13 protein-coding genes are annotated in these 13,589 nt (G+C 66.9%); 4 read left to right on the top strand and 9 right to left on the bottom strand.

The annotated features are described in order from the left end of the window. Positions 1–127 precede the first annotated feature (127 nt). From AB0M22_RS35035 to AB0M22_RS35025, 3 genes are read right to left on the bottom strand one after another with little or no spacing between them, the layout of a single operon-like run. Positions 128–919: a class I SAM-dependent methyltransferase gene (locus tag AB0M22_RS35035; protein WP_364736186.1), complete on the bottom strand. Its 792-nt coding sequence runs from the start codon at positions 917–919 to the stop codon at positions 128–130. Positions 920–960: 41 nt separating this feature from the next. Next, positions 961–1,410, bottom strand: coding sequence for a DUF4254 domain-containing protein (locus AB0M22_RS35030; protein ID WP_364736183.1), 450 nt, complete (start codon positions 1,408–1,410; stop codon positions 961–963). Then, positions 1,386–1,844 (bottom strand): DNA-directed RNA polymerase subunit beta, encoded by a 459-nt coding sequence (locus AB0M22_RS35025; RefSeq protein ID WP_364736180.1) that lies wholly within the window; start codon positions 1,842–1,844, stop codon positions 1,386–1,388. The genes AB0M22_RS35030 and AB0M22_RS35025 overlap by 25 nt, the downstream gene beginning before the upstream one ends. A gap of 426 nt (positions 1,845–2,270) precedes the next feature. On the opposite strand from AB0M22_RS35025, the gene AB0M22_RS35020 reads away from it, so the two are divergent. Beyond that, a complete protein-coding gene (locus tag AB0M22_RS35020) occupies positions 2,271–2,552 on the top strand; it encodes a PLD nuclease N-terminal domain-containing protein (protein WP_364736177.1) in 282 nt (93 codons plus the stop codon). Positions 2,553–2,556: 4 nt separating this feature from the next. Here the strand turns inward: AB0M22_RS35020 and AB0M22_RS35015 are convergent, their stop codons facing one another. The 4 genes from AB0M22_RS35015 to AB0M22_RS35000 all read right to left on the bottom strand — a co-directional run bounded on the left by AB0M22_RS35015 (position 2,557) and on the right by AB0M22_RS35000 (position 5,948). Then, entirely contained in the window at positions 2,557–4,080 is a 1,524-nt protein-coding gene (locus AB0M22_RS35015; protein WP_364736174.1) for a hypothetical protein, read from the bottom strand. A gap of 147 nt (positions 4,081–4,227) precedes the next feature. Then, positions 4,228–4,671, bottom strand: coding sequence for a D-aminoacyl-tRNA deacylase (gene dtd / locus AB0M22_RS35010; protein ID WP_364736618.1), 444 nt, complete (start codon positions 4,669–4,671; stop codon positions 4,228–4,230). A 128-nt stretch (positions 4,672–4,799) separates the two neighbouring features. After that, entirely contained in the window at positions 4,800–5,531 is a 732-nt protein-coding gene (locus AB0M22_RS35005) for a hypothetical protein (protein WP_364736171.1), read from the bottom strand. A gap of 135 nt (positions 5,532–5,666) precedes the next feature. Then, the gene (locus AB0M22_RS35000) at positions 5,667–5,948 is read right to left on the bottom strand and encodes a hypothetical protein (protein ID WP_364736168.1); all 282 of its coding nucleotides are present in this window, start codon (positions 5,946–5,948) and stop codon (positions 5,667–5,669) included. A gap of 1,741 nt (positions 5,949–7,689) precedes the next feature. On the opposite strand from AB0M22_RS35000, the gene AB0M22_RS34995 reads away from it, so the two are divergent. Both AB0M22_RS34995 and AB0M22_RS34990 read left to right on the top strand, forming a co-directional pair. Beyond that, a complete protein-coding gene (locus AB0M22_RS34995) occupies positions 7,690–7,863 on the top strand; it encodes a hypothetical protein (RefSeq protein ID WP_364736165.1) in 174 nt (57 codons plus the stop codon). Beyond that, positions 7,863–8,189 (top strand): WXG100 family type VII secretion target, encoded by a 327-nt coding sequence (locus tag AB0M22_RS34990; RefSeq protein ID WP_364736162.1) that lies wholly within the window; start codon positions 7,863–7,865, stop codon positions 8,187–8,189. The genes AB0M22_RS34995 and AB0M22_RS34990 overlap by 1 nt, the downstream gene beginning before the upstream one ends. Before the next feature lie 31 nt (positions 8,190–8,220). On the opposite strand, the gene AB0M22_RS34985 is transcribed toward AB0M22_RS34990, so the two are convergent. Both AB0M22_RS34985 and AB0M22_RS34980 read right to left on the bottom strand, forming a co-directional pair. Continuing rightward, complete coding sequence (locus AB0M22_RS34985; RefSeq protein WP_364736159.1) at positions 8,221–10,464, bottom strand: tetratricopeptide repeat protein; 2,244 nt, start codon at positions 10,462–10,464, stop codon at positions 8,221–8,223. Positions 10,465–10,645: 181 nt separating this feature from the next. After that, complete coding sequence (locus AB0M22_RS34980; RefSeq protein WP_364736156.1) at positions 10,646–12,211, bottom strand: amino acid permease; 1,566 nt, start codon at positions 12,209–12,211, stop codon at positions 10,646–10,648. 181 nt (positions 12,212–12,392) lie between these two features. Here AB0M22_RS34980 and AB0M22_RS34975 point away from each other — a divergent pair, with 181 nt between their 5' ends. Continuing rightward, the gene (locus tag AB0M22_RS34975; RefSeq protein WP_364736152.1) at positions 12,393–13,175 is read left to right on the top strand and encodes a MerR family transcriptional regulator; all 783 of its coding nucleotides are present in this window, start codon (positions 12,393–12,395) and stop codon (positions 13,173–13,175) included. Positions 13,176–13,589: the final 414 nt, after the last annotated feature.

The following is a 13,589-nucleotide window of genomic DNA, read 5'->3' as shown; positions in this document are numbered from 1 at the left end:
GCGACTACTCGAATCCGGTTGGCGCATCACGTGGTTCGAGTGCGCGGCCACCTCGCCCGGACCGGCGCGAGCAGCGGAAATTGTGTGTGGTGTGCGAATTCCCTTGCGGCAGGTAGTCGGCGAGCGGTCAGCCGGTGCGGAGTGCGGTGCGCAGCACCAATGTCACGATGGGCAGGTCGAATTCGCCCTCGGCGGTCTCCGGCCTGCTGCGCAGATACTCGGTGACCCGGCGCAGCACCTCGGCTCGCTGCTGCGCGGGCACCACCAGGGTGTGCGAGTGCGTGCCGATGGTCGCGGTCAGCGATTCCGCCGTCCGCCGTTGGGAGTGCGGGAAATTGGCGCTTTCGAAGGCCTCGAACCGCGGGTGCTCGGGTAGCGCCGCCGGGGCCAATTCCAGCGGCGGAGTCGACGCCGCCGACCGCGCGATGCGGCCCAATTCGGCGACCCAATCAACTCGTGAATCATCGGTGTTCCACAGCGCGGCGAAAACGCCGCCTTTCTGCAAAACTCGCGCGAATTCCGGAAAAGCGCGCTGTTGATCGAACCAGTGAAACGCCTGCCCGGCCACGATCGCGTCCACCGAACGGTCCGGGAGCGGAATCGCTTCCGCGGTTCCCTCGAGCGCGCGGACGCCCGGCAGCCGGCGCATCAATTCCACGCGCATACCGTCGTCGGGCTCGACCGCGATCACCGAGGCACCGGCCGCGAGCAGGCCCTCGGTCAGCTTTCCGGTGCCCGCGCCGAGGTCGAGGACGATCGGCGCGGGGACGGTCGGCACCTGCTCCAGCGCCCAGCGGATGGCCGCTAACGGGTAGTCCGGTCGGTGATCGGCGTAGTCCATCGCGTTGGCGCCGAAGGAAGCGGCCCGCCGGGCATGCAGGGCACGGTTGCTCGCATCTCGATCAGTCGTATTCCCCATGCGCCCCACCCTAAGTCCGGGTTGCGGCGCGCGGGCGAGATTTACGACGCGCCTGGCAAACGGCGCACGCCCGCGCACACCTCGGCGGCCAGATCGTCGTAGCCGACGGCCAGTTCCGCGAGGCGCTGCCACGCGTCCCACAGGTCCCACTCGGAGGCACTCGCGAGCGCCGCATAGGCGTTGGCGGTGAACTGGGCCAGCCGGTCGATCACGGCGCCGACCGTCTCGGTGTGCACATGCGCGGCACCGTGCGCGGGCGGCAGTTGAACGGTGATCCAGCGATCGATGTCGCGCACCAAACTGGCTCGGAGCGCGTCGATTTCGTCGGTCGTCTCCTTGCCTGCGCCGAGCCTGCGCTCGTGCAGCGTGGTCAGCTCGTGCGCGCCCCGCAGGAGCGGGTTGTTCTCCGGGGGTTCGCCCCGGCACGCTTGCAGCACTTGATGTTTCGCGGGAAGCTGGCCCGTGGTCATCGAGGCCCCGTGTTCCGGCACGCGCGCACGGTATCCACGATGGCCGCACCGGAGGGCCGAAACCTGTTCTCCGGAGCAACAATCCACTCCCGGTAGCCGGCGTGTGAGTCGGCGGGGGAGGGCAGCGCGATCTCGCCGCCGATCGGCACGATCGATACGTTGAGCCGGAACAACTCCGCGAACAGGCGGACGTCGTCGGGCAGGTCGGGCCGGATCAGAAAGGTCCAGCGTTTCGAGCGCACGTGAGAGATGACGGGGCCCAATGGATTTCGATGATGTATCAAATCGTCGTGGACCTGTTGACCAAGCGCGGCGGGCATGGTGATCGCGCCGACGAAGCCGGCCCGGACGGTGATCCGGCCGATCTCCGGATGGAATCCGGCGGGTAGGTCACAGGTATGGCGGTAATAGGCGCATCGGGCGGCTGGGGTTTCCGCCAACGCCAGTTGATCCATGAGAAGAGCCTCGACTAGCATCGTTGTCTGGTGAAGCCGCCCGAGCGGGTGCGTGTGGTCACTGAGGGTGACCTACGACACCGTTCGGGCGTGATCTCAGTAGAGCACTCCATGGCAGGGTATAAACGTTCCGTTCAATTAGTTCTCGAGAAGTTCGCCTGCGGGTTTCGCCCCGTCCGCCCGGCTGACGTGCAGATCGCACGTCGTCGGTCGATTTCGGTATTCACGGCGAACGCGAGCGCGGCGAACGCGGGGTACTTTAATGCTGAATTGTTGAAGCGACCCTGAGGCCGGAAGCGCCTAGGCGATCCCGACGTCGCATCCCAGGTCATCCCCGCGGCGTATGCCGGTGCGCACATCGGCAATAGCAAATTCAGGGTTAGTCACCGATGTGGCGGGACAGGTTCGAAACCTACGCTGAGTGGCATGACAACAATTGCTCTCGCTTCCGCTCCCGCCCTGGCCAGTACCGCCGAAACGGCGGGCTCGATCGCCTTCGGGGTCTTCGCCGTCGCTGTCGCCCTCGGCGCCATCACGCTGTTCATCGCCGGCGTGGTGAGCGCGCTACGGTCCAGCAACTACGCGGCCGCCGGTAAGGCCATCTGGGTCCTGCTCATGCTCGCGTTCCCGTTCCTCGGCCCGGTCGTGTGGTTCATCTGGGGCCGCAATTCGACCATTCAGCCGGTCCAGCCGACCACGGCGGTGTGACGGTCTACGGCGTAGTACGGAAGAACAGCACGCGATCACCGTGCTCGGCGAGCGGGGTGGTCGCGCTGATCTGCCGCAACCCGCTCGACGGGAGATAGGTGAGGTTGGCGAACATCTGCGTGTTGCCGAACGCCGCGCGAAGTTTCGTCTCGTTCGCGCGGTCGGCGTTCAGATCGGCCAGCATCTTGAAGTCCAACGGCGCCAACGGTTTATCCAGCGGCGCCTGCCCCGCCGGCCGGCCGAGCGCGGCGTACTGAGTCGCCGCCCCGTGCTCGTACCAGCACAGCTCGTAGGCGACATGCTCGGTCACCGTGATCGCGGCCACCGGCCAATCCTGGGACAGCCGCCGGGCCAGCGGATGCTTGCCGACCGGCGTCAGCTCCCAGTGCAGGCTCATCACCGTCACCCAGCCGCCGTAGGGCTGATCGATCAGCACCACGTCGTCGCTGAGCTTCTCCGCGGTGTTCACCTCGGCGTCGGTGATCTTCCAATGCTCTTCGCGCTCACCGAGATAGCTCTCCCGATCCAGCGGGTAGGCGTCGTCGGTCGCGTACGCGCCGATGATCGCCGCGCGGATCTGCGCGATCGCGTCCGGCACCGGGCAGTACACGCTGAGCGCGCCGAAACTGGTGCCGATCTGCACCGGCATGGACGGCGGGTCCGGCTCCGCGCCGGGCAGCAGCGGCCGCAGGCCGACCAGGGCCAGCTTCCAGTTGATCTCCTCGACGGTCGACAGATCGCCCGAGGACTTGAACAGGATCTGCTGCTGGGTCAGCCGACCGGCCTGCTCCAGCGTGCGGCAATTGAGTTCGGCCAGCGCCTTGTACGACTTCGGGGTCAGGTCGAGATCTTGAACCCCGCACGCGCGCAACCGGATCGACATGCTGGTCGAGGTGAACGCGGAGTACCGCTCGCGATACATCGACAGCGCCTGCTTGCGTGACCGGCCGACCATCAGGGTGCGCAGCAGCGTGCTCAGGCTGGCCAGGTACTTGCCCGAGAGTTCCGGGTTCGCCGCGGCCAGCGCGCTGCGGATCCGCGCCGCCTCCTCGGTCGCCGCGACGGCGGCGTCCTGATCGAGGCGGCCGAGCCACACGCCGCATTTCGAGAGTCCGTCGGCGCAGAGTCCCGCGACCTCCGGATGGATGCGCGCCACCTGCCGATAGGCGTCGCACGCGCGCCGGATGGTGGTCGTGGCGAGTTCCCGGCGACCGCTGTGCCTGGCCGCGAGTTCGACCGAGCGGAGCGCCTCGTTCAGCTCGCCCGCGAGCCGGGCGTTCAGCACCTGCCCGGTGGAGAGCAGGCGCAGCCGAATGGCGACCGCCTCCTCGGCGGGCGCCAGTGCGTCCCTGGTCCGGTCGCGTACCGACCCGTTGGTCTTGGTGGCGATGAAGCCTTTCGCCAGATCGGCGAGCGAGGTGGCCAGTCGCAGATCCGCCTCGATCGAACGATCAAGCGCCGCATACCGATCCGCGGCGACCCGACGCTCCAGCGCGTCCAGATCCATCGCGTCCCTCGTTTCCAGCATGATCCTCCGCTAACCGGCGGCATCGAGCCACCCGCACCTTCTAACGCACGAGTCTGTCACGGTTATCGGCTCGGCGCACCAGGATCCTGCGCGGGCGATGTGGGCAGGGTGTGCTTCGAATCGGCGGCGCGGGCCGCCTTCCCGGGATCACCCCTCCAGCAACAGCGTGACCGGGCCGTCGTTGACCAGCTCGACCTGCATGTGCGCGCCGAATTGCCCGGTCGCGACGGTGGCGCCGAGCTCGCGCAGTGCCGCGGCGAACGCGTCCACGAGGGGCTCGGCGACGGCGCCGGGCGCGGCCGCGTTCCAAGACGGGCGCCGCCCCTTGGCAGTGTCGGCGTAGAGGGTGAACTGACTGACCACCAGGATCGGCGCGGCGAGGTCGGCGGCGGAGCGTTCGCCGTCCAGGATGCGCAGCCGCCACACCTTGTCGGCGAGCGCCTTCGCGGTTGCCTCGGTGTCGCTGTGGGTGGCGCCGACCAATGCGAGGAGTCCGTGGGGCACGCCGGCCGCGGCCGGGTCGATCCGGCCGACGATCTCGTCGTCGACGCTGACCTGGGCCGAGCTCACTCGTTGCAGCAGGATTCGCACAGTCATTGATCATGCCGTGCGGGATCGCGGTGGGCGCCGCGGGTTCGTCCCGGCTGCTCACGATGATCATTCGCTGACTCGGGTGCGACGGATATTGAGCCCGAATTCCGTTGGGCGACACCACGAGTTCATCCGTGTGCGGTGTCGTGGAGGCCAGTCGACGGGCGAGCGGGTGGAGCATCGATGACCGACGAGCGGGCCGAGAACGACAGGGCGACGATCGTCGCCGGCGCGGGCCGGTGAGCGGGGATGGGACTGTATCTGCCCGAGGAACTGCGCTGGCTGGGCTGGATCGCCGGTGCGACCTGGCCCGACGGCGACGAGAGCGGCATGTGGGAGATCTCCGCCGCCTGGAAGGCCGCGAGCGCTGACCTGACCGCGCTGCTGTCCGAGATCGACGCGGCCAAGAGCGCGACGATGCGGGCGTATCTGCAAGGCGACGGGGCCACCGCGATGGGCGCCACGTTCGACCATTTGCGCACCGGCGACGAATCTCTGGAATCCCTGGCGCAATTGCTCCAGACCGTGTCCGACTCCAGCTTCGACGCGGGCACCGAACTCGAGGCGACGAAGATCAACATCATCGTCTCGCTCGTCTGGCTGGCGCTGGAAATCATTTGGGCTTGGCTGTTTCCGCCGACCGCGCCCGCGGCGGAGGCGGCGGCCATCACCACCACGCGGTCGATCCTGCGGGTGCTCGAGGACAAGCTGGCCGCGCAGATCGGCCGACTGGCCGCGAAGCTGGGTGCGGCCACCGAGAAGCGTTTCTTCCTGAAGACTTTGGCGTCGGGACGTCTGGTCGCGCCGACCGCCAAGGGGTGGGGCGTGTACTCGGTGAAGCTGCTGGAGACCGGCGTCACCTCGGCCGGCTTGGACGCCGCCGTGCAACTCGGGCAGATGGCCGCGGGACACCGCCGGAAGTTCGACGGCACCCAGTTCGGGGTCTCGATCTTCGCCTCGGCGGCAGGCACGTTGCCGTCGCGAGAGTTCGCGCGCTACTTGGGTTTCGGGTTGGACAAGGTGATCGGCGGGCGGAACATCGGGGCGTGGGGCGCTACCGGGCGTGGTGCGTTCATCGGTGCGGCCTCCGGGATCGTCGGTTCGGCGGCCGGGAACCTGGCGGTCGGGGTGGCGACCGGGTCGTGGACGTCGTTCTCGTCGCCCAGCGGATGGGTCGGTGCCGCGGCCAGGGGTGCGATGGTCGGTGGTGCGCGCGGTGGGTTCACGTTGAAGTCGGTGTCGCCGAACGACATCCGCCGGTTTGCCTGGGCGAACAAGCCGACGCCTGCGCCGGCACCGGTTACGAACGGCGGTCGGGCGGGGTCTACCCGGAGTGGTGACGGGTCGGTCTCGGTGGCTAATAGTTCAGGGGGGCACTCGAATTCGGGAGGGTCGCGGTCGGTGTCGACGGCCTCGGCGTCGAATGGCGGTGGTTCGCAGCATGGATCGCAGTCGGGTGGTTCCAGGGGTGGGTCGCAGCACGATTCGCAGTCGATCGTGTCCGGGGGTGGTTCACAGTCGGGCGGTTCCGGGCGTGGGTCGCAGCATGGTGCAGAGTCGGTCGCCTCGGATGGTGGGTCGCAGAACGGTTCGCATTCTGTGGCGTCTGGCGGTGGGTCGCAGAACGGTTCGCACTCCGTGGTGCCTAGTGGTGGATCGCAGCATGGTTCGCAGTCGGGTGGCGGGGCACAGAACAGTTCGCACTCTGTGGCATCCGGGGGCGGTTCGCAGCATGGTTCGCAGTCAGGTGGCGGGTCGCAAAATAGTTCGCATTCTGTGGGGTCCGGGGGCGGTTCGCAGCATGGAGGTGGTGGGTCGCAGAACAGTTCGCACTCTGTGACGTCCACTGGAGGTTCGCAGCACGGTGGGGGTTCGCAGAACGGTTCGCATTCTGTGGCGCCCGGGGGCGGTTCGCAGAACGGTTCGCACTCGGCTGCGTCCGGGGGTGGTTCGCAGAACGGATCACAGTCGGGTGCGTCCGGGGGCGGGTCTCGGGCACAGAGTGTGCATTCGATCGGTGGCGGCGATGGGCAGCCGGTTACGTCCAACCGGTCATCGACGCACGGTGACGGATCGTCGGTGCGGTCTGGCGGTGGATCGTCGAGTAGCGGTTCGGGTCGGACGGATTCCTTTGTGACGGCTCGCGAGTCAGCGGGCGGGTCGTCGATCCGGGACTCGACCGGTGGTTCGTCGATCCGTGAATCGGCAGGCGGTTCCTCGGTGCGGGATTCGGCCGGTGGGTCCTCGGGCCGCGCGTCGGTGAGTGGTTTTTCGGGCCGCGAGTCGGTGGGTGGCACGTCCGGTCGTGAGTCGGCAGGTGGCACGTCGGGACGGGAGTCGACAGGTGGAGTATCGGGACGCGATTCCGCCGACGGGTCCTCGGGCTCCTCGCGGAACTCCGGCTCGTTCGTCACCGCGGTGGAATCGGGTGGCGCAGAAGGAAGTCCGCCGCCGTCCGTACGCAATAGCACCGCCAGCGGCGAGCCACCGACCTCCTACCAGTCGTCGGTGGACGGCGGATGGACGCCACCCGGGGGCAGCGTGCACGGTTCGCCGCCCGGTGGCAGTGTCCATGGTTCGTCGCCAGGTGGCAGTGCGCACGGGTCATCGGACGGTGGCAGTGCCCATGGTTCCTCGCCTGGCGGCAGTACCCATGGATCGTCGCCTGGCGGCAGTGTGCACGGTTCGTCACCGGGAGGCAGTGCGCACGGGTCATCGGACGGTGGCAGTGTCCATGGATCGTCGCCTGCCGGCAGCGTGCATGGTTCGTCGCCTGGTGGCAGTGCCCACGGGTCGTCTACCGGCGCACCGAGCGTCGCGAGCAATCCGCCGGGTTCCTCGTCATCGGTGCACAGCGGCTCGGGCTCGTCGGCCTCGAACCAGAGTGGCTCTGGCGCAACCGGTTCCGCTGGCGCAACCGGCTCACGACCGTCCTCGCCGGCATCCGGCGGCGGACCAGAGCCGGATCGACCGGCCCCTCGCCCGGATCCGAATGCCTATCTCGGCCCGGGCAAGGACATGAAGGCGAAGACCCGGCCGAAGCAGATCATCGACTGGGGCCCGATGCCTCCGCCGTTCAACGTGCCCACCGCACCCACGGCCGAGCACTGGATTCCGCCCGAAGCGGAACCGCAAGCGGCGTCGGAGGTCGATGTGCCGTTCACCCTGACCGATGAGGAGAAGAAGAAGTAATGCCGAAATTCGAGGTCGATACCCATCAGCTGCGCACGGCGGCGAACCACGCCGCGGGCATTCACGACCGAATCGACGGCGTGCTCGCCACGCTGGAGTCCAAGCTGGGTGCGACCGGCACCCCGTGGGGCAAGGACAGTTTCGGGAAGAAGTTCGCGGACGGGGAGAAGGGCTATCTCGCCGCACGCAACAACCTGCTCCAGGGAATCGGCGGAATCTCGGGGACGTTCGGCGCGATCGCCGACGGTCAACGCGATGCGGCCGGCTTGATCGATGGGCAGGAATCCAACAACACCAACTCGTTCGGCAAGCGCGTCAAACCCTGACCGAATCGCAGTGGCGGACGAACCTCGTTTCCTACCAGAGGGAACGGGGCCGAATATCGTTGGCCAGATCGATCAGCGCATAGCGGTGCAACCGATTCTGCGTCGTCCGCGCGACTGCTCGCAGTACCGATTCCAGCCCGCCGCGCAGGCCGTCCTCGGTATAGCGGAAACCGAGGATCGTGGTGCGCCCCTCCGGTTTTCCCCCTCGGTTCAGCCAGGTCAGCGCGGCACTCAAAACAATGGCCTGCAACTGCATCAGTCGTGGCTCGTCCGGCAGTGCGTAGAGGTGCGCGGCCGCGGCGTCGAGATCCGTTTGGGTCAGCTCGGTCACGGGTCTGGTGACCAGCAGCAGGCACGCGGTCATACGCGCGGCATTGTGATGCCGCGACGAATCCGGCACCTGCTGCAATGTGGAAACGGCGGTGGATACATCGCCGTCGACGGCAAGCCTGCGCGCGAGACCGAAGGCCGCGCTCGCCACACCACGGGTGTTCCGCCAGACCGACCGGTAATACTCCGTCGCCGCCTGCCGCCACTGATTCGGCTCGGCCGGATTAGCGTCCGTCTGCAACAGGAGTTCGGCGGTCGCGGCCAGCGCCAGCAGCGGCGCGATCTCACCCGGCACCATCGAGTGCACGCGATCGAAATGCTCGTAGGCCTGCGCGTATTCGGCGCAGGACAATTCCGCGATGCCGGTGTACCAATCGATGCGCCAGTCCGCGCGGTACGCGGGTAGCAAGCGCGCGAGGCTTTCCCGTGCCTGCTCCACCTCGCCCAGGTCCAGATGTGCGCGGACCGCGGCCAATGTGCCTTCCAGATCGAAGGTTTCGGGTGTCCCGATGGCTCCCGCGCTCATATCGGCGGTGCTCTGCCGCAGCGTGTCGAGCGTCTGCTGCGGATCGCCATGTAGCAAGGGGGACAACAACTCCGCGCTCGGATCCTCGCTGTCGATCAGCGGGACCGGCAGTGCGGCAACGACACTCGGCGGATCGAGCGTCGGCACCTGATGCACACCCTCGATCACCCCCTCGGTCTGTCGAATCAACGTATCGATGCCGAAGTCGCCGCGCGGCGAACCGAATACCGCCGAGGTCTGCGGATACTCCCGGTTCGTGTCCTCGGCGAGCACCGCGCGGAGCACGCCGGCCAGCTGGCGGTACATCGCGTAGGCAGACGGAAATCGTTGTGCCGGATCGGGATCGGTAGCCCGCAACAGCAGCCGCTCGAACACCGGATAGCGGCGCAGCACCGGTTCCTCGTCGGCCGGCGGAATCCCTGGGAGCTTTGGGCCGCCCCTCTCGGTCGGCATATTCAGCGTCAACGCGGCCAATGTCCGTCCGACCGTGTGGATATCGGAGGCGACGGTCGGACCGGTGCTGGTGAACTCGGGCGCTTGATATCCCAGGGTGCCGTAGAGGCTGCCGCCGGATTCACGGGCCGCCACCGCACCGAGGTCGATGAGTTTCACCTCGTCCTCGGTGACCATGATGTTGTCCGGTTTCAGATCGTTGTAGGCCAGGCCGAACGAGTGCAGATAATCCAGCGCGGGCAGCACCTCCATCACATAGGCGATGGCCTCGGCCACCGGGATGTGTTCCGGGGCGCGCAGATCGAGCATTTCCTTCAGCGATTGCCCGCCCACGTACTCCATCACGATGTATCCGCACGGAATTCCCTCCGCCGACCGATGTTTGACGAAGTTGAAGATCTTCACGATCCCCGGGTGCGCCATTTCCGAGAGGAACTGCCGTTCCGCCAGCGCCACCACGTGGGCCTCGAAATCGAGCGGATTCTGCAACCCCTTCAGGACCACCCAGCGGTCGCTGACATTGCGGTCGCGGGCGAGGAATATCCAGCCCATGCCGCCGTAGGCGAGGCAGCCCTGCACCTCGTACTGGTCGGCGATCAGGTCGCCGGGGGCGAGCAACGGCCGGAAGTTGAACGGCGACCCGCAATTCGGACATTTCCCCGCGGACGGGGCGGATCCTTCACCGGCCGAGCGGCCGACCGGCTTCTGGCATTTCCAGCAGAACCGTTTGTCCTCGGGCACCTCGGGATTACGCAGTATCGCGGTCGCGGGGTCGACCTGTGAAACTCGGGGCAGGTCGACCAGTCCCGCGCTGAGCCGGCGAACACTGGGCCGGGACCGGACGCTGCGTTCGGAACCGGGTTCGGCTTCCAGTGATAGCGAATCGTCCTGATCCCGCAACCACGGACTGGTTTCGGTCGGTGATACCCGTCGAGTAGCCCACTGATACTGGGCTCGATATGCCAATTCTCCGAGATCCTCGGTCAGTGTGGTCGACTGAGCGGCCGGGCGAATGTCATCGGAGCCACTGAAGTGTTCCGGCATTCGACCCTCTCAGCACCAACGCGTTCAACATCGGGCCGAACCCGCACCGCTCCGCGACACCGGTGGACAACCGTTGTCGCGGAGCGGGCGGAACAGGTCGGCCTTATCGCGATTCTGCCTCATTGTTCGTTGCGGTGTTGTTGCTTGCACCGGATATATCGGCGATGCGCGGGTCGCGGTGCTCCAGCGGTCGCTCGGCGAGGACCGGGAACGCCCCGGTATAGCCTTCGCGCACCGACGCGAGGTGCATGACCCGGCCGCGGGCGAAGAACCAGCCGACGACCATGGCCGGAACCATGATCACCACCATCGCGATGACCGCGCCGCGCTGCACGTCGCTGTTGCTGAACAGCATCAGCAGCACCACCACGACCAGGAAGACCAGCGTCGCGATGCTCGTGTACGGCGCACCGATCAGCCGGAACGAGGGGCGCTCCATGCGTCCCTCCTTCGACCAGCGCCACAGCTTGAGCTGGCAGATCACGATCGCCGCCCAGGCCGTGATGGTGCCGAGCGCCGACATGTTCAGCACGATCTCGAACGCCTTTTCCGGCACGAGGGCGTTGAGGCCGACACCGATCAGCGCGATCGCGCCGGTGGCGAGGATGCCCACGTAAGGCACGCCCCGCTTGGACATCAGCCCCGCCATGGCCGGGGCGCTGCCGTTCATCGACATCGAACGCAGGATGCGACCGGTCGAATACAGCCCGGCATTGAGACTGGAGAACGCCGCGGTCAGCACGACCAGGTTCATGATCGTGCCCGCGCCGCCGACGCCGATCTTGGAGAAGAAGGTGACGAACGGGCTCTCGCCGGACTTGAACGCGGTGTAGGGCAGCAGCAGCGAGAGCAGGACCAGCGAACCGACGTAGAACAGCGCGATGCGGGCGATGACCGAGTTGATCGCGCGCGGCATGATCTTTTCCGGGTTCTCCGCCTCGCCGGCGGCGGTACCGATCAATTCCACTGCGGCATAGGCGAAGATGACGCCGGTAGTGCACAGCACGAGCGGAATCATGCCGTTCGGGAGCAGGCCGCCGTGCTCGCTGATCACGCTGATCCCGGTGCTGTTGCCTTCGACCGGGAACCGGCCGGCCAGGAAGATGGTGCCGACGATCAGGAAGCCGGTCAGCGCGACCACCTTGATCAGTGCCGCCCAGAACTCCATCTCACCGAACCAGCGCACCGACACCATGTTGATGGCGACCACCAGGGCCAGCGCGACCAGCGCGATGGTCCACTGCGGAATCACCCGCAGGCTGCCCCAATAGTGCACGTAGGTGGCGATTGCGGTGATGTCGACGATGCCGGTCATACACCAGTGGAAGAAGTACATCCAGCCGACGCCGAAGGCCAGCTTCTCGCCGTAGAACTCGCGAGCGTAGGAGACGAACGAGCCCGAGGACGGGCGATGCAGGATCAGCTCGCCGAGCGCCCGCAGGATGAAGAACACGAAGATGCCGCACACGGCGTACGCCAGGAAGAGCCCTGCCCCAGCGTCTTTCAGTCTGCCGCCGGCGCCTAGGAACAGCCCGGTGCCGATCGCGCCGCCGATGGCGATCATCTGCAATTGACGGGGGCGCAGCGCCTTGTGATAGCCCGCGTCCTCGGCGTGCAGTGCCCGCGAAGCCGGCTCCTGCGTCTGTGCGGGAGGTCGAACGATGGTCATGCCTGGGCCTTTCATGTGACGGCAGTCATATCGCTCAGTAACGTACCGCTGTTTAACGGCACGTTCAATAGATGTACATGAATGTCATCTCATGAAACTTGATCGTCATCCGGCCGAGCCGGCGGGCTATCGAGTGGCAATCATTCGGTCAACGCAGGTTTCGGTGTGGTTTCCTTGAGATATGGCAGCAGGTACGGAATTTACGATCGACGAGCTGGCGCGCGAGGCCGGCACGACCGTGCGAAGCCTGCGCGTCTATCACGAGCGCGGCGTGCTGCCGCCGCCGCAGGTGAAGGGGCGCACCGGGTTCTACGGGTCCGACCATCTCAACCGGGTGCGCACCATCGGCCGGTTGCTGGATCGGGGCATCAAGCTCAACGGGATCAGGGAACTGCTCGAGGCCTGGGACCGCGGCGACGACCTCGGCGACATCCTCGGCGTCCCCGAACCGGAGGCGCTCGACCATCCCGGCGTTGCGGCCGAGTTCGATGCGCCGAGCGATCCGGGCGCGAGGCCTGCCGTCAGTGAAATGGTCGTTGCCGCAACCGAACTCGCCGATCGGTACCGCGATGTGCCGCATGGTCTCGCGCGGGTTGTCGCCACCGGAATGTATGAGCCGCTCGACGCCGCCACCTACGTCGTGGCCGACCAGCAGCTCGTTCGGATCGCCGAGCAATTGGCGGCGTCGGGGGCGGCGCCGGCCCAGATCTTGGACGAGGTCGAGCGGTTGCGGGGGGATTGCGATCGCATCGCGCGTCGCTTCGTCGATGTCTTCGAGCGGACCGCCTGGCAGTCGTTCCGCCAGTCGGGGCGCACGCAGGCGGATCGGGCCGAGCTGGCCGAGCGCGTGGTCGCCGCCCGGGTTGTGCCCGGTCAAGCGGCGGCCGAGCTGGTCAACCGTTTCGTCGCGCACTACCTGGAGCGCGATATCGCGGAGCTGGCCGAGGAGCTGCCTGGTCTGTAGGTGGGGACGGCTGGCGTCCCCGCCGCGAACCTTGCCGCTAGACAGCGGCACGTTTCTTGATGTAACGTTTAAGACGGGATCCGGGGGCATGCACAAAGCGACGCCAATTCTGCGCATGCCCTCGGAACCTGGCCCGCGCGAGCGGCCTCCGCTGACTCCCCGTGACGTATCGGCCGAAGTAGCTGATGTGGTGCGCGGTCGAGCCTCCCGCAGCGCCTCCGTCGGCCGAACACCAACGCGTATAGCACATTTCGCGAGGTGAACGGCCAGGTGTACCCGCATGTTGTCTGTAACTGTCGCGGCACTTTCCGTTCATGTCCGAGCAACAGGCGAGTTGCTATGGACTGTCATCGTCGAATGCGTACAGCTGATGTGGGTGCGGGGCGACCGCACATACGCGGAGGGAACGCGGTG

Source organism: Nocardia sp. NPDC051756, from assembly GCF_040681495.1.
GTDB lineage: Bacteria > Actinomycetota > Actinomycetes > Mycobacteriales > Mycobacteriaceae > Nocardia.
The sequence above is the reverse complement of the archived record's forward strand: the minus strand, read 5'-3'. Positions and strand labels throughout refer to the sequence as shown.

Coding starts and splice junctions, on each gene's coding strand:
- AB0M22_RS35035 (WP_364736186.1), bottom strand. CDS start 919: ATGGGGAATACGACTGATCGAGATGCGAGCAACCGTGCCCTGCATGCC.
- AB0M22_RS35025 (WP_364736180.1), bottom strand. CDS start 1,844: ATGGATCAACTGGCGTTGGCGGAAACCCCAGCCGCCCGATGCGCCTAT.
- AB0M22_RS35020 (WP_364736177.1), top strand. CDS start 2,271: ATGACAACAATTGCTCTCGCTTCCGCTCCCGCCCTGGCCAGTACCGCC.
- AB0M22_RS35015 (WP_364736174.1), bottom strand. CDS start 4,080: ATGCTGGAAACGAGGGACGCGATGGATCTGGACGCGCTGGAGCGTCGG.
- AB0M22_RS34995 (WP_364736165.1), top strand. CDS start 7,690: ATGAAGGCGAAGACCCGGCCGAAGCAGATCATCGACTGGGGCCCGATG.
- AB0M22_RS34990 (WP_364736162.1), top strand. CDS start 7,863: ATGCCGAAATTCGAGGTCGATACCCATCAGCTGCGCACGGCGGCGAAC.
- AB0M22_RS34980 (WP_364736156.1), bottom strand. CDS start 12,211: ATGACCATCGTTCGACCTCCCGCACAGACGCAGGAGCCGGCTTCGCGG.
- AB0M22_RS34975 (WP_364736152.1), top strand. CDS start 12,393: ATGGCAGCAGGTACGGAATTTACGATCGACGAGCTGGCGCGCGAGGCC.